Source organism: Serratia sp. SM04, assembly GCF_040280225.1.
Classification (GTDB): domain Bacteria; phylum Pseudomonadota; class Gammaproteobacteria; order Enterobacterales; family Enterobacteriaceae; genus Serratia; species Serratia sarumanii.
This window is the reverse complement of sequence record NZ_JBEOQT010000006.1, coordinates 45168-67449: the sequence shown is the minus strand read 5'-3', so window position 1 is coordinate 67449 and position 22282 is coordinate 45168. Positions and strand designations below refer to the sequence as shown.

Sequence of the window (22282 nt, the reverse complement as noted above, 5' to 3'; positions counted from 1 at the left end):
TCCGTTAAAGGTACTTTTGGGCAAAGCGGTTGATGTCGCGAAAATCCGCCAGCCGCGCCTGCAGCGTGGCGTGATCCCAGTGCCACCACTGGCTGCGTTCGATGCGTTCTATCAGCGCGTCGTCAAAGCGCATGCCGATCTTCTTGGCCGCCACGCCGGCGACGATGCTGTAAGGCTCCACGTCCTTGGTGACCACCGCCGCGCTGCCGATCACCGCGCCGTTGCCGACGCTGACGCCCGGCATCAGGATGGCGTTATGGCCGATCCACACGTCGTGGCCGACGGTGACGTGGTGCTCGCGCCGCCAGTCGAAGAACGCCGCGTCGTCTTCCCCCAGCCCGTATTCGGAGGCGCGGTAGGTAAAGTGGTGCTGCGCGATACGCTGGTAGGTCGGGTGGTTGCCGGGATTGATGCGCGCATAGGAGGCGATGGAGACGAACTTGCCGATGGTGGCGTAAAAAATCTGGTTGTGCCCGGCGGTGTAGGAGTAGTCCCCCATCTCCACCTCTTCCAGGATCGCATCGTCGGCCAGATGCACATACTGGCCGAGCCGGGTGCGGTTAAGGGTCACGTTGTCGCCGATTTTCGGCTGGGCAAAGTCGTTCATGGCGTCGCGTCCTGAGCTTGTCGGGTGGCGGTAGGCAGCAGCGCCAGCAGCGCTGCCAAAGTGTCGTCGAGTGGGCCGTCGTTGTGCAGCAGCCGGCAGCCGGCGGGCAGACCCTGCTGATATTCCGCCGCCCGCGCCAGCCGCTGCTCGATCTGTTCGGCGCTTTCTCGCCCGCGATCCTGCAGGCGCCGGCGCAGGATCGCGGCGCTGACCTGCAGGCACACCGGCAGCAGCTGCGCACCATAGCGCTGCTGCGCCTGCGGCAGGTGGGCGCGCGAACCGTTGACCGCCACGTCGATCCCCTGCAGCAGCCAAAGATCCACTTCGATCCCGAACGCATAGCGCTGCTGGTGCGCCTGCCAGTCGAGCGCGAACAGCCCCTTGGCGCGGCGGCGCAGAAATTCCGGTTCGCTCAGCGCAATATGATTCTCGCAGCCGGCGTCCGCCGGCCGGGTGATGTAACGGTGCGCCACCAGCGGCGCGCGGTCGGCGTCGGCCCGCAGCGCGGCCAGCAGGCTGTCCTTGCCTGCGCCGGAAGGCCCCATCAGGTAGATGAGCCGCGCCATCAGAACACCTGCCTGCCCTGGCGCCACACGTTCTGCACATAAACGTGCTCGCCGTGCGGCCGCGCCAGCACCAGATCCGCCCGCAATCCTTCGGCGATGGTGCCGCGATCCTGCAGATCCAGCGCCCGCGCCGGGTTGCGGGTGATCATGCGCACCGCCTGGGGCAGGTCGTAGGCGTTGCGTTCGTCCGCCGCGAGGCGAAACGCCGCGTCCAGCAGGCTGGCCGGGTAATAATCGGAAGAGAGAATATCCAACACCCCCAGCGCCGCCAGATGGTGCGCCGCCACGTTGCCGGAGTGGGAGCCGCCGCGCACGATGTTCGGCGCGCCCATCAGCACCTGCAGGCCCTGCTGGTGCGAGGCGCGGGCGGCCGCCTCGGTGGTGGGGAACTCGGCGATGGCGCTGCCCAGCGCGCAGGATTCGGCCACGTGCGCGGCGGTGGCGTCGTCATGGCTGGCCAGCGAGATGCGGCGCGCGCGGCAGTGGGCGGCGATCGCCTCGCGGTTCGGCGCGGCCCAGCGGGCGGACAGGGCGACCTGCTGCTCCTCGTATTCGCTCATCTGCTGGTCGTTGAGGTGGTATTTGCCCTGATAGTATTCGCGGTATTTTTCGCGCGAGGCGAACTGGCGCTGGCCCGGCGAGTGGTCCATCAGCGACACCAGCGACACGCCCGGCTTGTCCATCAGCTGTTCGAACAGCGGCAGGGTGCTCTCGTGCGGCAGCTCGCAGCGCAGGTGCAGCCGGTGCTCGGCGCGGTTCACCCCGGCGCGCTGGCTGTGGATCACCGCGTCGATCATCTTCTGCAGGTTTTCCAGCCGGTGGCCGCCGTCGCGCACGTCGCCGATCGCCACCGCGTCCAGCACGGTGGTGATGCCGTTGGCCACCATCAGCGCGTCGTGGCTGCTCATCGCCGAATGGGCCGGCCAGTCGACGTTCGGGCGCGGGGTGAAGAACTTGTCCAGGTTGTCGGTATGCAGCTCGATCAGCCCCGGCAGCAGCCAGCCGCCGTCGCCGTCCAGCGCCTGCGGCAGCCGGCTCGGGCCGTCGGCGAAGCTGCGGATCACGCCGTCCTGCATCTCCAGCGAGCCTTGCACCACCTGGTCATCCAGCACCAGCTTAACGTTATTGACGATCATCAGAGGGCCTCCAGCGCCTGCGGCGCCTGCATGTCATAAAGCCGGTCGGCGACCTGTCGGCGGACGCCTTCATCGTGAAAAATGCCGACGATCGCCGCGCCGCGCGCCTTGGCGCGTTCGATAAGCTGCACCACCGCCGCGCTGTTGCGGCTGTCGAGCGAGGCGGTCGGTTCGTCCAGCAACAGGATGGGGTAATCGACGATAAAGCCGCGCGCGATGTTCACCCGCTGCTGCTCGCCGCCGGAGAAGGTGGACGGCGCCAGCTGCCACAGGCGCTGCGGCACGTTGAGCGCAGCGAGCAGCGCCTCGGCGCGTTCGCGGCATTCGGCGCGCTCGACGCCCTGTTCCAGCAGCGGCTGCATCACCACCTCCAGCGCGCTGATGCGCGGGATCACCCGCAGGAACTGGCTGACCCAGCCCAGCGTATGGCGGCGCACCGCCAGAATCTGGCGCGCATCGGCGCTGACCATGTCCAGCCAGTCGCCCTGGTGGTTGATCCAGATATGGCCGCTGTCCGGCAGGTAGTTGGCGTACAGCGAGCGCAGCAGGGTGGATTTGCCGCTGCCGGAGTGGCCGTGCAGCACCACGCATTCGCCGCTGCCGACCGTCAGGTTGGCGTCGTGCAGCACCGGCAGGCGGGTGCCGTACTGCTGGTGCAGCACAAAGGTTTTACTGAGATGTTCAACTCGGATTTGCATAGTCATCTGTTATCGCCTTGGGTTACGACAGCACCGAAGAAACCAGCAGCTGGGTATAAGGATGGTGTGGATCGTCCAGCACCCGGTCGGTCAGGCCGCTCTCCACCACTTCGCCCTGTTTCATCACCAGCAGGCGGTGGGCCAGCAGCCGCGCCACGCCGAGATCGTGGGTGACGATCACCGCCGCCAGCTGCATCTCCACCACCAGGTTGCGCAGCAGATCGAGCAGGCGCGCCTGCACCGACACGTCCAGCCCGCCGGTCGGCTCATCCATAAACACCAGCTTGGGGTGGGTGACCAGATTGCGGGCGATCTGCAGCCGCTGCTGCATGCCGCCGGAGAAGGTGGTCGGCAGATCGTCGAGGCGCGACAGCGGGATTTCGACGTCTTCCAGCCACTGGCCGGCCTGGCGGCGAATGTCGCCATAGTGGCGCTGGCCGATGGCCATCAGCCGCTCGCCGATGTTGCCGCCGGCAGAGACCTGCGGCCGCAGCCCGTCGAGCGGGTGCTGGTGCACCACGCCCCAGTCGGTGCGCAGCAGGCGGCGGCGATCGCTCTCCGCCATGGCGTACAGATCCTGTTCCTGGCCCGCCTGCGGGCGGTACAGGATCTGCCCGCGCTGCGGCGCCAGCCGCGCCGAGATCGATTTCAGCAGCGTGGTTTTGCCGGAGCCGGATTCGCCGACGATGCCCAGCACTTCACCGGGGTAGATGTCGAACGACACGTCGCTGAAGCCCTTGCCGGGGGCGTACAGGTGGGTGAGCCGGTTCACCGACAGCAGCGGAGTGGTGCTCAAAGGGGTGGAAGTCATCAGTGCTGCGCCTCTTGCGAAGATTGCGCCAGCTGCTGCCGGCAGTAGTCGGTGTCCGAACAGACGAACATGCGGTTGCCCCGATCGTCGAGCACCACCTCGTCCAGGTAGCTGTGGCGCGAGCCGCACAGCGCGCAGGGTTCGTCCCACTGCTGCACGCTGAACGGATGGTCGTCGAAGTCCAGGCTCTCCACCTTGGTGAACGGCGGCAGGGCGTAGATGCGTTTCTCGCGCCCGGCGCCGAACAGCTGCAGCGCCGGCATCATGTGCATTTTCGGGTTGTCGAATTTCGGGATCGGCGAAGGATCCATCACGTAGCGATCGTTAACCTTCACCGGGTAGGCGTAGGTGGTGTCGATATGGCCGTAGCGCGCGATGTCTTCATACAGCTTCACCTGCATCACGCCGTACTCCTCCAGCGCGTGCATCTTGCGGGTCTCGGTTTCGCGCGGTTCGATAAAGCGCAGTGGCTCCGGGATCGGCACCTGATAGATCAGGATCTGGTCTTCGCGCAGCGCCGTTTCCGGAATGCGGTGACGGGTCTGGATCAGCGTGGCCTCCGGCGTGCGTTCGGTGGTTTCTACCCCGGCGACGCGCTGGAAGAAGCGGCGGATCGACACCGCGTTGGTGGTGTCGTCGGCGCCCTGGTCGATCACCTTCAGCACGTCGGCGCGGCCGATAACGCTGGCGGTGAGCTGAATGCCGCCGGTGCCCCAGCCGTAGGGCATCGGCATCTCGCGGCCGCCGAACGGCACCTGATAGCCGGGGATTGCCACTGCCTTGAGGATGGCGCGGCGGATCATGCGCTTGGTCTGCTCGTCCAGATAACCGAGGTTATAGCCGGTCAATACTTCACTCATCGCGGGCCTCCTGACGCTCGCTGTATTCCTGTCGCAGCCGCTTGAGCAGTTCCAGTTCGGCCTGGAAGTCGACGTAGTGCGGCAGCTTGAGATGGGAGACGAAGCCGGCGGCCTCGACGTTGTCGGCGTGGGCCAGCACGAACTCTTCGTCCTGCGCCGGGCCGGCGACGCCTTCGCCGTAGTCAGGGCTTTGCAATGCGCGGTCTACCAGCGCCATCGCCATCGCCTTGCGTTCGGCGCGGCCGAACACTAGCCCGTAGCCGCGGGTGAAGTGCGGCGGATGGTCCTTTGGATCGACGAAGCCGTTGACCATTTCGCACTCGGTCAGCAGGATTTCGCCGATATCGATGGCGAAACCGAGCTCTTCAGGCACGATCTCCACCGAAACGTGGCCGGTGCGGATCTCGCCGGCGAACGGGTGGTTGCGGCCGTAGCCGCGCTGGGTGGCGTAGCCGAGCGCCAGCAGAAAACCTTCGTCGCCGCGCACCAGCTGCTGCAGGCGCGCCGAGCGCGAGCAGGGGTAAACCGGCGGGTTGCGGGTGATGTCGTCCGGCGTGCTGCCGTCGTCCTGTTCCTCCTGCGCCAGCTGTTGGCGACACAACAGATCGAACACGTGGCTGCAGTTGTCCGGCAGCGGTTCGTCGGCCTGCGGCGCACGCGGCGCCTCGCCTTCCGCCAGCAGCGCGAAGTCCAGCAGCCGGTGGGTGTAGTCGTAGGTCGGCCCCAGCACCTGCCCGCCGGGCAAGTCCTTGTAAACCGCCGAGATGCGCCGCTCCAGCCGCATGTTTTCGCTGGCCAGCGGCTCGCTGACCGCCAGGCGCGGCAGGGTGGTGCGATAGGCGCGCAGCAGGAAGATCGCCTCCACCAGATCGCCGCTGGCCTGTTTGATGGCCAGCGCCGCCAGCTCGCGATCGTAGATGCCGCCTTCGGTCATCACCCGATCCACTGCCAGCCCCAGCTGCTGTTCGATTTGTTCCGCGCCGAGCGCCGGCAGCGCGTCGTCGCCGCGCCGCAGCTGTTCCTGCAGCTGATGGGCGGCCTCAATGGCTTTTTCGCCCCCTTTTACCGCTACGTACATCAGCACACCTCCACGCGGGTGGTCCGCGGGATCGCCAGCAGGCGATCGCCGCAGGTCAGCAAAATATCCAGCCCCAGCGGGAAGCGCTGCGGGCGGTTGACCAGGTAATCCAGCAGCGCCGGCGGCAGGCGCGGCGCTATCAGGCGATGATTCTCGATGCCGGGGCCGGTCAGGCGCAGCGCGGCGCCGTTCTCCAGCTCGCTGAGCTGCACGATGACCGTGGCGCCGAACTCCGGCGAGATTTCAGTGCCGTGCGGCAACGCCTGCAGATCGGCGGCCTGCAGCTGCTCATCGAATAGGGCAAAACAGACCTCCTGCGCCGTGGCGGCCAGCGGCGCACCGCTGTGAAAACGAATGTTTGTTAGCACTTGCTCACTTTTAAGCGCAGCGCACAGCTGCAGCGGCGTTTCCTGATCGGCCAGCGTCAGCAGCGCGGCGGTGCTGGCGGCGTTCAGCGGCGCCCAGGCCGGGCCGTTCGGCAGCGTCACCCGGTGGCCCGGTTCGCTCAAGGCTTTAAGAATCAAACGGAAAGTGTGCTGCGATTGGTCTATCGGTTGCTCAAAACCGGTCAATAAACTCATGGCTTAATCCCCTCGCACCAGCGTAAAGAAGTCCACCCGGCTGGCGACGATCGCCCGGGCGCGCAGCTGGCGCTGTTCGTGCTGCAGCGCGGCCAGCGGCGCGATCAGCTGTTGTTGCAGGCGTTCGCCGTGTTCCGGCTGTTGCAGCAGCGCATCGGCCAGCGCGCACAGCTCGGCGTGCGCCTTGTCGCGCCCGGCGATATAGCTGTAGCCGTAGCCGCCGTTGTCCAGCTGCACCACCGCGCGGGTGACCGTCATGTCCCCCAGCACGAAGCGGCGGCCGGTGGCGCCCATGCGCCCCTGCAGCTGGGCCAGGCCGATCTCCGGCGCGCGGATGCTGCGGTAAGCCGGGCTGAGGTTCAGCGCCTGCCAGTGGCTGCGCAGCTGCTCGGGCCGGCTGTGCGCCAGCACCGACATCCAGCGTTGTCTCGACTCTAAGGCTTGCATTCAGTGCTCCATCGTCAGTTCAATCATGTCGGCGCGGGCCAGGCTGACGGAGTATTCCGCCACGTCTTCGCCGCCGCTGCGGACGTTAAGGGTGCGCACGCACAGCAGCGGCGCGTGGGTGGCGATCTCCAGCAGCCGGCTCTCTTTGGCCTGCGCGCGGCGCGCGCTGATGCGCGTCTGGCGGCGGGTCAGCGCCTGCTGGAGGTGTTGTTCGATAAACTGGTGCAGCGAACCGCTGTGGAACTGCTGCAGCGCCGGCCACCAGTCCAGATCGGGCAGATAATGGTCAATCACGCTCATCGGCACGCCGTTGACCCGGCGCAGGGTGCGCAGGTGGATCACCATTTCGCCTTCTTCACGCAAAAGTGCGCTGGCGACATGCCCATTGCACGGGCGCAAGACGGCGAGTAAGCGCTCACTGGTGGGGTGGCTGCCCTGTTCGAACAGGTTCTGGCTGAAGCGGGTATTGGCGTGCAGCGGGTAGTCGTAAGGGCGCATCAGCACCAGAATGCCGACGCCGTGGCGGCGCTGCAGCCAGCCGCGTTCTACCAGTTGATCCACCGCGCGGCGCAGCGTGTGGCGATTGACCTGGTAACGTTCGGCCAGCTGCTGTTCCGAAGGCAGGTAGTCGCCGCAGCGGTACTGCGTGCGCAGCTCCTGTTCCAGCTGCGCGGCGATCTGCTGATAGCGGGTGGGGTAAGTGGTCGGATGTCTAGATAACTCCATCATAATAAAAACCTCGTCATACCGATGGCTGTGCGATGAAGGCGAAAGCGGTGCGTTTCATCGTGCGTCTACCCTGTGGTTTTCAAGTTGGCATCATGGTGCCGGGCGCAGATGACAATCGCGTTACGCGTCGGTGGCGAACAGATGAACTATTTTGGACAGCCCGGGCGTGCACGGGCGGCGGCGGCGCGCTATGCTGGCGCCACTGTTGACTGACTCTGGCCGCTGCCATGCCGCAATCTCTGAACGCCCCTGAACACGCCCCACGCGCCTGGCCGCTGTGGAAACCGATCCTGTTTCTGCTGGTGGTGGCCGTCGGCCTCTACTACGTCAAATGGCAGCCTTACTACGGCAAAGCCTTCGTGGCGGCGGACAGCCACTCGATCGGCAAATCGATCCTGGCCGACGGCGCCGCAAGCCTCTGGCTGGCGGCCTGGCAGTACGCACTGGTCTACTTCACCGCGGTGTGGAAGGCGGCGCTGCTCGGGGTGCTGATAGGCTCGCTGGTGCAGGTGCTGATCCCGCGCGACTGGCTGGCGCGCACGCTCGGCCACCGGCGTTTTTCCGGCACCGTGCTGGGGGCGCTGATCGCGCTGCCGGGCATGATGTGCACCTGCTGCGCCGCGCCGGTTGCCGCCGGCATGCGCCGCCAGTCGGTATCCAGCGGCGCCGCGCTGGCCTTCTGGCTCGCCAACCCGGTACTGAACCCGGCGACGCTGGTGTTCATGGGGTTTGTGCTCGGTTGGCCGTTCGCCGCCATCCGTCTGGTGGCGGGCGTGGTGATGGTGCTGGGCATCGCCTGGCTGGTGCAGCGCGTGACCGCCAACGACCCGCAGCCCGTCGCGCCGCAGCCTTTGGTGCTGACGGCGCAGAGCGAGGAACAGCCGTTCCTTGCGCGCTGGGGCAAAGCGCTGTGGGCGCTGTTTTGGTCGACCATTCCGATCTACGTGTTGGCGGTGCTGGCGTTGGGCGCGGCGCGGGTCTGGCTGTTCCCGCACGCCGACGGCGCCGTCGACAATAGCCTGCTGTGGATCATCGGCCTGGCGATCGTCGGCTGCCTGTTCGTTATCCCCACCGCGGCGGAAATCCCGATCGTGCAGACCATGATGCTGGCGGGCATGGGCGCCGGCCCGGCGCTGGCGCTACTGATGACCCTGCCGGCGGTCAGCCTGCCTTCGCTGCTGATGCTCAACAAAGCCTTCTCCGCCCGCGCGCTGTGCCTGACGGCGGCACTGGTGGCGCTGTGCGGCGTGCTGACCGGCGTGGTGGGGATGGGGTTGTTGTAACGGATTCATGACCCGATGCTGTCTCAATGGAGGAGATGGAAATGGAACAGCGGAATAAACCTGAAATGGACGTAGAGGCGATGTTGCTGGAGCAAGCGTTGCGTGAAAGGGTGGATGCCGCCTTTGAACGCTTAAGAAACGGCACCGCGGTTTATCTCAGCCATTCGGAGGTAGAAAAACGAATGGCTATATTTAAAGCAAAAATCATGGCGCGCTATCGGCGGGGGTGTTGAGGGGGATTCGTTTAGACCTGGGCTGGCAGTGTCTACGGATAGAACTGCCAGGCTGCTTTGAGCGAGGAGCGGAAGTTGGTACTTTTCCCAAAAGGTGACTACAGAATTAGTAGCTATTCACCATTCCGAAATCAAAAACCTGGAGAATATTTCACAGGAGACATAGCACCTTTCTTTCTTAGAATATCCGGAATCTTTTTACCAAGATAAATCTTCGTTATCTCTGGGGGGGCGACTCTTCCTCGGAACCCAAAGCGGGATTTTTGAGTAGATTCAAACTCATCGTCTGCATCCCATGAAGGCATCTCTGGAAAATTCTCACGAGTAGATTTGAGCCACTCATCAGCGATATAAACCCCTCTTACGATCCCCCTCACTGTAGCTAGTATGACCTCAGCTTTACAGGCACGCTCAATGCTGACACGCCAGCTAAAACGTACGGCATCATAGAGGTCTACATCCTTTGAACTTCTATTAACTGATATCATCAGAACTTTATGCTGGAACACAACTGTTTCAGGTTGGTATGTAGCGATTAACTCTTTGATGTGCGCTGCACCATATTCATTGCTGCCAGCACCGTTCATGATGTTAGTTAAACCAGGATAGGCGTCTATAAGTGCGGCTTCAACCTCGTAAGCAGTCTTTTCATCAGCCATTCCGTGCCGATGGATAACATGGATGACTTCGAGACCTGCTAGTCTTATCTCTCTAAGTTGCTTGAGTTTGTTACTAAGCAGTTCATTATCATCAGCTATTGCGACCTCACCGCGCATATGAGCAAATACACGATTACCTTTTCCCTTCCCCACATAGAAAGTACTTCCATCCCTTGGATCAATCAATCGGTATACATACCAACCAAGATGTTCCATAACTCCCGGTGGAAACTCATTAATATCCATGTCAAAACACCTATCACTCGATTTATAAAACATACTTTAAACATAGTACTGTCGATTAATGACTAATAGTACCCAATAATTTTTCCCTGTGATTGATACAGCGGGGAATTAGCAAAATATGCTTCTGGCACAAATACGCCCGTCAGATTGGCTCCATGCTGCAGATGTGTCAGATCGAATCTGGATGAATACCTATTGAAACGTGTGTTGATAGCTCAACGCAACCTATGCACCACCTGGTTGCTGCTGCCGCGCCAGATCAGCGCCGGGTCTTTCAAATCTTGCACGAACTTGCCGTCGATCAGCACGTTGATCCTGTCCACCACCTGCATTTGCTGCGCGTCCAGCTCCGCCAGCCGGTAGCCTGTCCACAGCCAGATATCCTTGCCGGGGCATTCGGCGCGCACCCGTTTCACCAGTTGCAAGATGCTCGGCACGTTGGCCGGGTGCAGCGGATCGCCGCCGGAGAGCGACAGCCCCTGGCGCGGCACGCGCGTATCGTTCAGATCGGCGATGATGCGGTCTTCCAGCGCCGGGATAAACGGCTGGCCGGAGTTGAGCCGCCAGGTGCTTTTGTTGTAGCAACCGGGGCACTGGTGCACGCAGCCGGCGACAAACAGCGTGCAGCGGGTGCCGGGGCCGTTGACCACGTCGATCGGGTAATACTGGTGATAATTCATGTGAGGCCTGCCCATCAGGCTATTTTACTGGCCATTTTGCCTCCGGGCAGTGCTGCCAATCCTCACGTACTGCGTGTACGCTGCGGTTGGTGCGCGCTGGCCGAAGGCAAACTGGCGGCGACAATCACGCCTGATGAACAGGCTTCTGCATAGGCTGCACCGCGCTTTTCAGCCGAGCTGCCCGTTGCCGAGGTGTTTCACCCGGCGTTTCACCTCTTCCTGCTTGCCGGCGTTGAATGGCCGGGCATCGGGGCTGCCGAGATAGCCGCACACCCGGCGGGTGACTGAGACCTTGGCTGAGTCGTGGTTGCCGCATTTCGGGCAGGTGAAGCCTTTGCTGGTGCAGGAGAATTCACCGGTGAAGCCGCATTCGTAGCACTCGTCGATCGGCGTGTTGGTGCCGTAGTAAGGCACCCGGCTGTAGCTGTAGTCCCACACGTCTTCCAGCGCCTTCAGGTTGTGCTGCAGGTTCGGGTATTCGCCGTAGCAGATGAAGCCGCCGCTGGCCAACGGCGGGTAGGGCGCTTCGAAGTCCAGCTTGTCGTACGGATTGACCTTCTTCTCCACGTCGAGGTGGAAGCTGTTGGTGTAATAGCCCTTGTCGGTGACGCCCGGCACCACGCCGAAATCAGCGGTGTCCAGCCGGCAGAAGCGATCGCACAGGTTCTCGCTCGGCGTGCTGTAGAGGCTGAAGCCGTAGCCGGTTTCGTCTTTCCAGGCGTCGACGGCGGCACGCAGCCGCGCGACGATCGCCACCGCTTTGGCGCGCAGCGCCTCGTCGTCATACACGTGGTTTTTGCCGCCGAACAGCGCGTTGATGGTCTCGTGCAGGCCGATGTAGCCCAGCGAAATCGAGGCGCGGCCGTGCTTGAAGATATCGGCGATATTGTCGTCGGCCTTGAGCCGCACGCCGCAGGCGCCTTCCATGTACAAGATTGGCGCCACCCGCGCCTTGATGCCTTCCAGCCGGGCGATGCGCGTCATCAGCGCCTTTTTCGCCAGCTGCAGGCGCTGATCCAGCAGCGCCCAGAAGCGCGACTCATCGCCCATCGCCTCCAGCGCGATGCGCGGCAGGTTGAGGCTGATGACGCCGATGTTGTTGCGGCCGTCGTGCACCAGCTCGCCATCCTGCTCGTAGGTGCCGAGGAAGCTGCGGCAGCCCATCGGCGTTTTGAACGAGCCGGTGACCTTCACCACCTGATCGTAGTTGAGGATGTCCGGGTACATGCGCTTGCTGGCGCACTCCAGCGCCAGCTGCTTGATGTCGTAGTTCGGATCGCCGTACTGGTGGTTGAGGCCGTCGCGGATGGCGAACACCAGTTTGGGGAACACGGCGGTCTTGCGGTTTTTGCCCAGCCCGGCGATGCGGTTTTTCAGGATTGAGCGCTGGATCAGGCGCGATTCCCAGCTGGTGCCAAGGCCGAAGCCGAAGGTGACGAACGGCGTCTGGCCGTTGGCGGTGTGCAGGGTGTTGACCTCGTACTCCAGCGACTGGAAGGCGTCGTAACACTCTTTCTCGGTGCGCGCCATGGCATAGCCTTTGGCGTCCGGGATCTGCCATTCCTCCGCCACCTGCAGGTGTTTGCGGAAGCTCTCGTCGACGAACGGCGCCAGAATTTCATCGATGCGGTTGATGGTGGTGCCGCCATAGATATGGCTGGCGACCTGGGCGATGATCTGCGCGGTCACGGCGGTGGCGGTGGAGATCGACTTCGGTGGTTCAATCTCGGCGTTGCCCATCTTGAAGCCGTTGGTCAGCATGCCTTTCAGATCGATCAGCATGCAGTTGAACATCGGGAAAAACGGCGAGTAGTCGAGATCGTGGTAGTGAATTTCGCCGCGTTCATGGGCCAGCACCACGTCGCGCGGCAGGATGTGCTGCTTGGCGTAGTGTTTGGCGACGATGCCTGCCAGCAGGTCGCGCTGGGTGGGGATCACCTTGCTGTCCTTGTTGGCGTTCTCGTTCAGCAGCGCGCGGTTGCTCTGCTCGACCAGGCCGCGAATTTCCTGGTTCAGGCGGCCGCGCAGCTCGCGCGCCACGTCGCGATCGTGGCGGTATTCGATATAGGCGCGCGCCAGCTGTTTGTACTCGCCGGCCATCAGCTGGTTTTCCACCGCCTGCTGGATCTCGTGGATATCGACGCGCGGCTGCTGCTCCATGCGCTGAGCGACCACGCGGGCGATGGTGGCGCAGTAGTCGGCGTCGACCACGCCCACCGCCAGCGCGGCGCGCTCGATGGCCTGCGCGATGCGCGCTTCGTCAAAAGGTACCTGGCAACCGTCCCGCTTAATCACTACTGGTTTCACGTTGTACTCCTTGTTCCCCGAGGGAGCGTTCATACCCGCCTGGCGTGGCGAGCAACCGTCAAATTTCGCTTATCCACAGGGCAAAGCCGCAGCGCGCAAGGGCTGTGGCGGCGTGTGGATGATTTTGTGGATAACTACTATATATAGGTGTTCGTAATTCTTAATGCACTATATATAGATATTGGCGAGATTCTTTTGATGTAGAACAAGGAAAACGGAAGAGCGTGCGCAAGCTGAACAGTCGTCAATCGCTCACTGGCCGATCGCGAAAATGCGCCAGCAGAAAGTCGACCCAGACGCGCACCCGCGGCGGCAGATCCGCCGAGGCGTAATAGAGCCACAGCTGTACCGGGCGCGGCCAGCATTCCGCCAGCACCGGCCGCAGCGTGCCCTGTTCGAAGTGCTTTTCGAGGTACCAGCGCGCCAGGTTGACGATGCCGAGCCCGGCCAGCGCCGCATCCAGCAGCATCTCTGGGCGGCTCACCACCAGCCGGCCGTTCAGATCCAGCGCCAGCGTTTCGCCCTGATGGCGCAGCTGCCATTTGACGTGGCGGCCGTTGCTGGGGTTGCGGTGCAGCAGGCAGTCGTGCCGCAGCAGGTCGTGCGGCGTTTGCGGTTCACCGCGCCGCGCCAGATAGTCGGGCGACGCTGCCAGCACCATATGCATCGGGTAGAGCGGGCGCGCCACCAGCCGGCTGTCGGGATCGACCCGGCTGCCGATGCCGACGTCGAAGCCTTCGCCCACCAGATTCACCACCCGGGCGTCCAGCGACAGATCGAGATCGATCTGCGGGTAGCGCGCGAGAAATTGCGGGATCAACGGCATCAGCATCTGGCGGCCAAAGCCGGGGATCATCGTGACGCGCACCACCCCGGCCGGCGCCTGCCGCTCGCCGCCGGCGCTTTCCAGCGTCGCCGCCAACGCCTGCCACAGCGGCGCCACCTGCGCCAGCAGCGCTTTGCCCTCGTCGGTCAGCAGCACGTTGTGGGTGTTGCGCTGAAACAGCCGCAGCGCCAGCTTCTCTTCCAGCGCGCGGATATTTTTGCTGACCGCCGCCGGCGTGACGCCCAGCTGGCGGGCGGCGGCGGAGAAATTTTGCGCCTGCGCGGCGGCAAGGAAGGCCGGCAGCAGGCGGTGCACGTCAAAGGGCAGCGACATAGTGGTTGATACTTTCGGTTGAAATTGAAGTGACCTTGAACAGCCTACACCCGAAGCGGCAGAAATGGAAAAATGCCTCATCTTCTTTACGTTCAAGGAATCCTTTATGCCACGCATTTTAGTGTTAACCGCCCACCGCACCCCCGACGAGTCGCGCATCAACCAGGCGCTGATCGAGGCGGTGCGCCCGCTGCCTAACGTGACCGTGCACGAACTGATCCGCGCTTACCCGGATTACCGCATCGACGTGGCGCGCGAACAGGCACTGCTGGCAAGCCACGATGCGGTGGTGATGATGTTCCCGTTTTTTTGGTACAGCTCGCCGGCGATCCTGCGCGAATGGCAGGACGCGGTATTAACCTATGGTTTCGCCTACGGCAGCGAGGGCACCAAACTGCACGGCAAGCCGCTGCAGCTGGTGGTGAGCACCGGCGGTAACGCGCAGGCCTACACGCCGGCAGGCTACAACCGCTATCCAGTGCAGGATCTGCTGCTGCCGTTCCACGCGCTGGCTAACCTGACCGGCATGGATTATCTGCCGCCGCATCTGGTGCAGGGCGTGAGCGACATGAGCGATGAGCAGTTGGCGCAAGAGGCCGCCGGGGTGGTGGCGCTGATGGGGACATTGTAGGGCGCAGTTCATCGCTGCGCCCTGCGGGGTCAGTCTTCGAGCAGCCACCACACCGCTTCGAACGGCCGCAGCGTCAGCGCCTGCGGCTGGTCCGCCGAGTCGCTGTAGTTGCTCATCAGCGGGCGCCATTGGGCGGAGGCTTCCACGCCTTCCGCCGTCCAGGCCAGCGGTTCGCGGCTCAGGTTGGCCACCACCAGCAGGCGCTGGCCGTTCCAGCTGCGCTGATAGCACCACAGCGCCGGGTGATCCGGCGCCAGATCCTGATAGTCGCCGTGGGTCAGCAGCGGATACTGCTTGCGCAGGGTGATCAGCTGGCGGTAGGCGTAAAACACCGAGTCGAGGTCGGCCAGCGCCGCGTCGGCGTTGATCTGCGGGTAGTTCTCGGCGCAGCCGATCCACGGCGTGCCGGTGGTGAAACCGGCGTGCGGCGCGGCGCTCCACTGCATCGGCGTGCGGCCGTTGTCGCGCGATTTGTCCGCCAGGATCGCCAGCAGTTCGGCGTCGCCGCGGCCCTGGGCGCTCAGCTCGGCGTACATGTTCAGGCTTTCCACGTCGCGATACTGCTCGATGGCGCGGAAGCCGGGGTTGGTCATGCCGATCTCTTCACCCTGATAGATATAAGGGGTGCCCTGCATGCCGTGAAGCACCATCGCCAGCATTTTGGCGGCCGGCACCCGCAGTGCGCCTTCATCACCGAAGCGCGACACGATGCGCGGCTGATCGTGGTTGCACCAGAACAGCGCGTTCCAGGCGCGGTTATGCATCCCCTGCTGCCAGTGGCGGAAGATCTGCTTCAGTTCCACATAATCCGGAGCCGCCCGCGTCCATTTTTCACCGCCGGCGTAGTCCACCTTCAGATGGTGGAAGTTGAAGGTCATCGACAGCTCTTCGCCGCTCTGCGCCGCGTACTGCCGGCAATGCTCAAGCGTGGTGGAAGACATCTCGCCCACCGTCATCAGGCCGCGCGGCTGGAATACGTCGCGGCTCATTTCCTGCAGGAATTCGTGGATGCGCGGGCCGTCGGTGTAGAAGCGGCGGCCGTCGCCCTGGCTGTCGGACGGGAAGTCCTGCTGCTTGGACACCAGGTTGATCACGTCGAGGCGCAGGCCGTCGACGCCTTTATCCGCCCAGAACTGACACACTTTCTTCAGCTCTTCGCGCACCGGCGGGTGTTCCCAGTTGAGATCCGCCTGCTCGACGGCGAACAGGTGCAGATAGTACTGGCCGCTGTCGGCGTGCCACTGCCAGGCGTTGCCGCCGAACTTGGAGCGCCAGTTGTTCGGCGGCGTATCCCCTTCGCCGTCGCGCCAGACGTAGAACTGGCGATACGGGCTGTGGCGATCCTGCGCGGCCTTGAACCACGGATGCTCGGTCGAGGTGTGGTTGAACACCATGTCCATCACGATGCGGATGCCGCGCCGGTGGGCGGCGGCGACCAACTGCTCGAAGTCCGCCATGGTGCCGTAAGCCGGATCGATGGCGCAGTAGTCCGCCACGTCATAGCCGTTGTCCACCTGCGGCGACACGTAGACCGGCGTCAGCCAGATGGCGTCGACGCCCAGCTCCTGCAGATAGTCCAGCCGCCGGGTCACGCCGGCCAAATCGCCGTAGCCGTTGCCGGTGCTGTCTTGAAAACTCTTCGGATAAATTTGGTAGATGACGCCGTTCTGCCACCAGGGGGTTGGGTTGCTCATAGCTGTATACCTTTGAATCGTGACAACGGGCCCGCGTGAGCGGGCCCCTACATTCATTTTGCGTCAATTAAACCGGCAGCTCGCCGCGGGCGGCCTTGCGTTTGTAGACCATGATGGTCAGCACCAGCGGGATGACGATCGCCACCAGAATCGCCAGCGAGTAAATCAGCCAGAACTGCGGCTTGATAGACAGGATGCCCGGCAGGCCGCCGACGCCGATGCCGTTGGCCATCACGCCGTCCAGGCCGCAGATCAGGCCCGCGATCGCGGAGCCGATCATCGCGCACAGCATCGGGAAACGGTATTTGAGGTTGATGCCGTACATCGCCGGTTCGGTCACGCCGAGATAGGCGGAGATCGCCGCCGGCACCGAGATTTCACGCTCGTTGGCCTTGCGGCTGATGATGATGATGCCGAGCACCGCCGAGGCCTGCGCGATGTTGGACAGCGCAATCAGCGGCCACACCGGGGTGCCGCCCATGCTCTGAATCATCTGCATGTCGATGGCCAGCGTGGTCTGGTGCACGCCGGTGATCACCAGCGGCGCATACAGGAAGCCGAACAGCGCGGCACCCACCGGCGCGAAGCTGCCGGTCATCACCGCTTTCACCGCCCAGGCGACGCCGTCGCCGATCATGCGGCCGAACGGCCCGATCAGCGCGTGCGCCAGGAACACCGCCAGCAGCAGCGAAACCACCGGCACCACCACCAGATAGAGATAGTCGGGGACGATCTTTTTCAGCCGGGTTTCGATCCAGCCCAGCGCCATGCCCGCCAGGATCGACGGGATCACCTGCGCCTGATAGCCGACTTTCTGGATCACGAACCAGCCGAAGTTCCACACTTCCGGCGTTTGCTGGCCGAGCAGGTAGGAGTTCATCAGCTGCGGCGACACCAGGGTGACGCCCAGCACGATGCCGAGCACCGGCGTGCCGCCCATCTTTTTCACCGTCGACCAGCAGATGGCCACCGGCAGGAACATGAAGATCGCTTCACCGAGCAACCACAGGAAGTCGTAAATGGTTTTCCACGCCGGGTGCATCTGCGCCAGCGTTTGGCCGCCGGACATCGGGATGTCGCCAATCACGTTGCGGAAGCCGAGGATCAGACCGCCGCTGATCAGCGCCGGCAGCAGCGGGAAGAAGATTTCGGCGAAGTGGGAGATGGTGCGCTCGGTCCAGGTCATGTTCTGGCGCGCGGCCACCTTGGCCTGTTCTTTGTCGGCCTCGTTGACGCCGGTGCTGGCGATCAGCGCCTGATAGTAGTCGCCGACGTCGGTGCCGATCACCACCTGGAACTGCCCGGCGTTGGTGAAGCAGCCTTTGACCATCGGCAGCTCTTCGATTTCCTTGGGGCTGGCCTTGCTGGGGTCGTTGAGGACGAAACGCAACCGGGTAATGCAATGGCTGACGGTGGCGATGTTTTCGCGGCCGCCGACCAAAACAATCAGGCGATCAATATCCTGCTGTTTTACTTTGCTCATTATGGGATACCTGCAGAGGTGTTGGCTGAGTAATGATCAAAGCTTAGTCACTCGGATTTTTTTATGGAATGGGAACGTTCCCGGTTTGGGGCGAGGATCACAAAATGACAAAAAATGGTCGTCTTTTAATCAGGAAAGTTTGCTGGGCACCACCAGGCGGCGGATCCCCTGTTCACCGTTGAGCTGCGCCAGCAGCTGTTGCGCCGCCAGCAGGCCGGCGCTGCCGTAGCCGAACTCCACCGACAGGGTGTCGGGGAACAGAAAGCTGAGCAGCGGGGTGTTGCCGATGGCGCATACCTGAATGGCGCGCGCCGGCTGTTGCTGCAGGTACTTTATCGCCCCCAGGGCGATGCTGTCGGAGGCGCAGATCAGTGCGCTGGTGTGTGTATCAATCACTTCGGCGGCGTGCTGGAAACCGCTCTGGTAGCTCAGCTCGCCCAGCGTGGCGCGCGGCGTGAGCTTGAGGCGTTCACAGGCGTCGAGATAGGCCTGGTAGCGGCGCTGGCCGGTGGTGGCGTCGCTGAGCTGCACCCCCAGATAGCCGATGTGCCGGTGCCCTTGCCGATACAGGCGATCCATCAGTAGGTTCACCGCGCCGGCGTCGTCGTAGCAGACGGACGAAAAGCCGTCGTATTCGCGCACCATCACCACCATTTTTTCCTGCCACGGTTTGAGCATCGCCGCGGTCAGCCCGGTAAAGCCGAACAGGATCACGCCGTCGACGTTGCGCTGGCGCAGCACGTGCAGGTGCTCCTGCACCAGGCGGGTTTCGAACTGGCTCTCCATCACGATAGGATCGAAACCCTGCTGATACAGCAGCGGCAGCATGGTGCGCACCGCCTGGTTTTCCGACGGCGAATCGAGACGGGAAACGATGATGCCCACCACTTTGTCGCTCTGGCCGCGCATGGCGCGCGCCGACTTGGAGGGGGTAAACCCTTGCTGACGGATCACCGCTTCCACCCGTTCGCGGGTCTGCGGGCTCACGCTGCCTTCGTTGTTCAGCACCCGTGAGACGGTGGATTTGCCTACGCCGCTCAGGCGTGCGATGTCCTTGATGGTCAGCCGGTTTTGCATGGTTTACTTTTCGTTGAGGTGGACAGGCGTAACATAATGGCCTGTAAAACAATGCCCGTCAGCATAGCTCATTTTCCCACGCGGATCTTGAGGCAATACGGGATTGTTGTACTGCGCTGAACGGCCGCTCCTGCCGCTCTGTTTTTCCCTTTACCGGAGGTGATTCCCCATATGGACCCCGACCCGACCGCTTTAGACACTCACTCGGTTCACCGGTAAAACCTTTCCGCCTGGCGCTGCTGTTTTACCGGTGAAGTACATCACGGTAACCGGTGGCGCGCGCTTCGTCGTTCGCTCCTGCTGCTGAAAAAAGAATAAGGATCTGCGTTGGCAGAGGCTTTTTGGCGCATCCGCCATCCGCCCGGCCGATGACGATCCCCGTTTACCCGCTGCCGTGAGGCACCGGGCGACGAGGTGCGAACCATGAAACTGAAAAAACTCCCCCGTCAGCTGCTGGGCCTGTTCGCCCGCGGCCTTCCGCGCCGTTTGGTGCGCCGCGACAGCCTGCTGGACGGCGTCGGCGGCGCTGCGCACGATATGCCGGCCGGCCTGGCGCAACAGCGGCTGGAATGCGCCGCCGCAGAGACGATGCAGCTGTTTGAGCGTTTTCACAGCCACCCGGAAGGCATCACCGCCCATGAGGCGGAGCAGGTGCGCCGGCGCTGCGGCGAGAACGTCATCGACGATCAGCAGAAAGAGGCCTGGTGGCAACACCTCTGGCACTGCTACCGCAACCCGTTCAACCTGCTGCTGACCGCGCTCGGCATGATCTCGTACGCCACCGAGGATCTCACCGGCGCGCTGGTGATCGCGCTGATGGTGCTGATCTCCACGCTGCTGAACTTCATCCAGGAGGCGCGCTCCAACCGGGCGGCCGATGCGCTGAAAGCGATGGTGAGCAACACCGCCACGGTGATCCGCAGCGATGCGCTCACCGGCAAGAGCGAACACGTGGAGCTGCCGATCGCGCAATTGGTGCCGGGCGATATCGTCAAGCTGGCGGCCGGCGACATGATCCCGGCGGATCTGCGCCTGCTGTCGGCCAAGGATCTGTTTATCAGCCAGGCTGCGCTGACCGGCGAATCGCTGCCGGTGGAAAAATCCGCGGCGCCGCAGTTGCCGGCGGCCGATCCGCTCGACTGCCAGAACCTGTGCTTCATGGGCACCAACGTGGTCAGCGGCACCGCGCTGGCGATGGTGATCGGCACCGGCGGCGGCACCTATTTCGGCCAGCTGGCGCAGCGCGTCACCAGCCAGGAGCAGCAGCCGAACGCCTTCCAGAGCGGCATCAGCAAGGTCAGCTGGCTGCTGATCCGCTTTATGCTGGTGATGACGCCGATCGTGCTGCTGATCAACGGCTACACCAAGGGCGACTGGTGGGAAGCGGCGCTGTTCGCGCTGTCGGTGGCGGTCGGGCTGACGCCGGAAATGCTGCCGATGATCGTCACCTCGACGCTGGCCAAAGGGGCGGTGAAGCTGTCGCGCCAGAAGGTGATCGTCAAACGCCTGGACGCCATCCAGAACTTCGGCGCCATGGACATTCTGTGCACTGACAAGACCGGCACCCTGACCCAGGACAAGATCGTGCTGGAGCGCCACACCGATGCGTTCGGCGCCGGCAGCGAGCGGGTGCTGCGCTACGCCTGGCTGAACAGCTTCTACCAGACCGGGCTGAAAAACCTGCTCGACGTGGCGGTGCTGAGCTGCGCGGAGCAGAATCGGCAGCCGGCGGCGTTGCAAAACTACCGCAAGGTGGACGAGATCCCGTTCGATTTCGTGCGCCGCCGCATGTCGGTGGTGGTGGCCAAGGACAATGAGTATCACGAGCTGGTGTGCAAGGGCGCGCTGGAAGAGATGCTGGCGATTTGCAGCCACGTGCGCCACGAAGACGAGGTGATCCCGCTGAGCGAGGCGCTGTTGGCGCGCATTCGCCGCATCACCGACGATCTCAACCAGCAGGGGCTGCGGGTGGTGGCGGTGGCCAACAAGATCCTGCCGGCGCAAACCCATGAATACGGCGTGGCGGATGAGTCGGATCTGATCCTCGAAGGCTACGTCGCCTTCCTCGATCCGCCGAAGGAGAGCACCGCGCCGGCGCTGGCGGCGCTGAAACAGAACGGCGTCACGGTGAAGATCCTCACCGGCGACAACGAGCTGGTGGCCGCCAAAGTGTGCCGGGACGTCGGGCTGGAGGCCGATAGTCTGCTGCGCGGCAGCGAGATCGAACAGATGGACGACGAGCAGCTGGCGCAGGCGGCGGCGCGCACCACGGTGTTCGCCAAGCTGACGCCGCTGCACAAGGAGCGCATCGTCAAACTGCTGCGCCGCCAGGGGCACGTGGTGGGCTTTATGGGCGACGGCATCAACGATGCGCCGGCGCTGCGCGCGGCCGATATCGGCATCTCCGTCGATTCAGCGGTGGACATAGCCAAGGAAGCGGCGGACATTATCCTGCTGGAAAAAAGCCTGATGGTGCTGGAGCAGGGGGTGATCGAAGGGCGCCGCACCTTCGCCAACATGCTGAAATACATCAAGATGACCGCCAGCTCCAACTTCGGTAACGTGTTCAGCGTGCTGATCGCCAGCGCCTTCCTGCCGTTTCTGCCGATGCTGCCGCTGCACCTGCTGATTCAGAACCTGATGTACGACATCTCGCAGATCGCCATCCCGTTCGATAACGTCGACGACGATCAGATCACCCAGCCGCAGCGCTGGAACTCCGCCGATCTGGGGCGGTTTATGGTGTTCTTCGGGCCGATCAGCTCGATCTTCGACGTGCTGACCTTCAGCCTGATGTGGTGGGTGTTCAAGGCCAACACGCCGGAAATGCAGACGCTGTTCCAGTCCGGCTGGTTCGTGGAAGGGCTGCTGTCACAAACGCTGATCGTGCACATGATCCGCACGCGCAAAATTCCGTTTATCCAGAGCCGCCCGTCCTGGCCGCTGTGCATCATGACGCTGGCGGTGATCGCCACCGGCATCGGCCTGGTGTTCTCGCCGCTGGCCGGCTTCCTGCAGCTGCAGGCGCTGCCGCTCGGTTACTTCCCGTGGCTGGTGCTGATCCTCGCCGGTTACATGGTGCTGACCCAGTGCGTGAAAGGCTGGTTCGTGCGCCGCTACGGCTGGCAATAACCCGCTCGCCCCCTCCGGCCGGGAGGGGGCAACTGTGATCCCGTCCGCTTTTTCACCGCAACGGTTGGACATCTGTTCTGGGCTGAGTCTTTATCTACAGCGTTGGCTGTTTTCCCCTGCGCCTTTCAAGCCACCGCGTTGTTGTTTATCGCCTAGCGGTGGTTTGAAATTCATTGGGGATATTT

The 22282-nt window shown here is 63.3% G+C and carries 21 protein-coding genes; 4 read left to right on the top strand and 17 right to left on the bottom strand.

Annotated features, from left to right (window positions below; translation table 11 throughout):
* Window positions 1-4: 4 nt before the first annotated feature.
* Genes ABTW55_RS10845 through phnF form a run of 10 tightly spaced genes read right to left on the bottom strand, consistent with a single transcriptional unit; the run spans window position 5 to window position 7513 of the window.
* Window positions 5-607: a DapH/DapD/GlmU-related protein gene (locus ABTW55_RS10845; RefSeq protein ID WP_015376431.1), complete on the bottom strand. Its 603-nt coding sequence runs from the start codon at window positions 605-607 to the stop codon at window positions 5-7.
* Window positions 604-1173, bottom strand: a complete 570-nt coding sequence (phnN, locus tag ABTW55_RS10840) for a ribose 1,5-bisphosphokinase (RefSeq protein ID WP_060422708.1) — start codon at window positions 1171-1173, stop codon at window positions 604-606. Before phnN ends, ABTW55_RS10845 begins: the two co-directional genes overlap by 4 nt.
* Window positions 1173-2309: an alpha-D-ribose 1-methylphosphonate 5-triphosphate diphosphatase gene (gene phnM, locus ABTW55_RS10835; protein ID WP_004933428.1), complete on the bottom strand. Its 1137-nt coding sequence runs from the start codon at window positions 2307-2309 to the stop codon at window positions 1173-1175. The genes phnN and phnM overlap by 1 nt, the downstream gene beginning before the upstream one ends.
* Entirely contained in the window at window positions 2309-3013 is a 705-nt protein-coding gene (phnL, locus tag ABTW55_RS10830; protein WP_060422705.1) for a phosphonate C-P lyase system protein PhnL, read from the bottom strand. Before phnL ends, phnM begins: the two co-directional genes overlap by 1 nt.
* Before the next feature lie 16 nt (window positions 3014-3029).
* Entirely contained in the window at window positions 3030-3818 is a 789-nt protein-coding gene (gene phnK / locus ABTW55_RS10825) for a phosphonate C-P lyase system protein PhnK (protein ID WP_038879071.1), read from the bottom strand.
* Window positions 3818-4678: an alpha-D-ribose 1-methylphosphonate 5-phosphate C-P-lyase PhnJ gene (locus ABTW55_RS10820; protein ID WP_060422702.1), complete on the bottom strand. Its 861-nt coding sequence runs from the start codon at window positions 4676-4678 to the stop codon at window positions 3818-3820. Before ABTW55_RS10820 ends, phnK begins: the two co-directional genes overlap by 1 nt.
* Window positions 4671-5756, bottom strand: a complete 1086-nt coding sequence (locus ABTW55_RS10815) for a carbon-phosphorus lyase complex subunit PhnI (protein WP_060422699.1) — start codon at window positions 5754-5756, stop codon at window positions 4671-4673. Before ABTW55_RS10815 ends, ABTW55_RS10820 begins: the two co-directional genes overlap by 8 nt.
* Window positions 5756-6337: a phosphonate C-P lyase system protein PhnH gene (phnH, locus tag ABTW55_RS10810; protein WP_039567746.1), complete on the bottom strand. Its 582-nt coding sequence runs from the start codon at window positions 6335-6337 to the stop codon at window positions 5756-5758. The genes ABTW55_RS10815 and phnH overlap by 1 nt, the downstream gene beginning before the upstream one ends.
* A 3-nt stretch (window positions 6338-6340) precedes the next feature.
* Window positions 6341-6784: a phosphonate C-P lyase system protein PhnG gene (gene phnG / locus ABTW55_RS10805; protein ID WP_060422695.1), complete on the bottom strand. Its 444-nt coding sequence runs from the start codon at window positions 6782-6784 to the stop codon at window positions 6341-6343.
* Window positions 6785-7513 (bottom strand): phosphonate metabolism transcriptional regulator PhnF, encoded by a 729-nt coding sequence (gene phnF, locus ABTW55_RS10800; RefSeq protein WP_060422692.1) that lies wholly within the window; start codon window positions 7511-7513, stop codon window positions 6785-6787.
* 227 nt (window positions 7514-7740) lie between these two features.
* On the opposite strand from phnF, the gene ABTW55_RS10795 reads away from it, so the two are divergent.
* Window positions 7741-8796 carry a permease gene (locus tag ABTW55_RS10795; RefSeq protein ID WP_060422689.1) on the top strand — a complete coding sequence of 352 codons (1056 nt, stop codon included), beginning with the start codon at window positions 7741-7743 and terminating at the stop codon, window positions 8794-8796.
* A gap of 35 nt (window positions 8797-8831) precedes the next feature.
* Window positions 8832-9029 carry a hypothetical protein gene (locus ABTW55_RS10790; protein ID WP_226871976.1) on the top strand — a complete coding sequence of 66 codons (198 nt, stop codon included), beginning with the start codon at window positions 8832-8834 and terminating at the stop codon, window positions 9027-9029.
* A 131-nt stretch (window positions 9030-9160) separates the two neighbouring features.
* Here ABTW55_RS10790 and ABTW55_RS10785 read toward each other — a convergent pair whose 3' ends face one another.
* From ABTW55_RS10785 to ABTW55_RS10770, 4 genes are all read right to left on the bottom strand, one after another.
* The gene (locus ABTW55_RS10785; RefSeq protein ID WP_033652779.1) at window positions 9161-9934 is read right to left on the bottom strand and encodes a hypothetical protein; all 774 of its coding nucleotides are present in this window, start codon (window positions 9932-9934) and stop codon (window positions 9161-9163) included.
* A gap of 215 nt (window positions 9935-10149) precedes the next feature.
* Entirely contained in the window at window positions 10150-10614 is a 465-nt protein-coding gene (gene nrdG / locus ABTW55_RS10780) for an anaerobic ribonucleoside-triphosphate reductase-activating protein (protein ID WP_060422687.1), read from the bottom strand.
* Window positions 10615-10782: 168 nt separating this feature from the next.
* Window positions 10783-12921 (bottom strand): anaerobic ribonucleoside-triphosphate reductase, encoded by a 2139-nt coding sequence (gene nrdD, locus ABTW55_RS10775; protein ID WP_060422684.1) that lies wholly within the window; start codon window positions 12919-12921, stop codon window positions 10783-10785.
* Between the two features lie 244 nt (window positions 12922-13165).
* Entirely contained in the window at window positions 13166-14080 is a 915-nt protein-coding gene (locus ABTW55_RS10770) for a LysR family transcriptional regulator (protein ID WP_033636854.1), read from the bottom strand.
* Window positions 14081-14186: 106 nt separating this feature from the next.
* Between ABTW55_RS10770 and ABTW55_RS10765 the strand changes: the two genes are divergently transcribed.
* Window positions 14187-14711, top strand: a complete 525-nt coding sequence (locus ABTW55_RS10765) for an NAD(P)H-dependent oxidoreductase (RefSeq protein ID WP_060422791.1) — start codon at window positions 14187-14189, stop codon at window positions 14709-14711.
* 29 nt (window positions 14712-14740) lie between these two features.
* On the opposite strand, the gene treC is transcribed toward ABTW55_RS10765, so the two are convergent.
* From treC to treR, 3 genes are all read right to left on the bottom strand, one after another.
* Window positions 14741-16405 carry an alpha,alpha-phosphotrehalase gene (gene treC / locus ABTW55_RS10760; RefSeq protein WP_060422681.1) on the bottom strand — a complete coding sequence of 555 codons (1665 nt, stop codon included), beginning with the start codon at window positions 16403-16405 and terminating at the stop codon, window positions 14741-14743.
* Window positions 16406-16472: 67 nt separating this feature from the next.
* Window positions 16473-17888, bottom strand: coding sequence for a PTS trehalose transporter subunit IIBC (treB, locus tag ABTW55_RS10755; RefSeq protein ID WP_033636857.1), 1416 nt, complete (start codon window positions 17886-17888; stop codon window positions 16473-16475).
* Window positions 17889-18017: 129 nt separating this feature from the next.
* On the bottom strand, window positions 18018-18965 hold the full coding sequence (gene treR, locus ABTW55_RS10750) for a trehalose operon repressor TreR (protein ID WP_033636858.1): 948 nt from the start codon (window positions 18963-18965) through the stop codon (window positions 18018-18020).
* 423 nt (window positions 18966-19388) lie between these two features.
* Between treR and mgtA the strand changes: the two genes are divergently transcribed.
* A complete protein-coding gene (gene mgtA / locus ABTW55_RS10745) occupies window positions 19389-22097 on the top strand; it encodes a magnesium-translocating P-type ATPase (RefSeq protein ID WP_060422678.1) in 2709 nt (902 codons plus the stop codon).
* The last annotated feature ends 185 nt before the right edge of the window (window positions 22098-22282 follow it).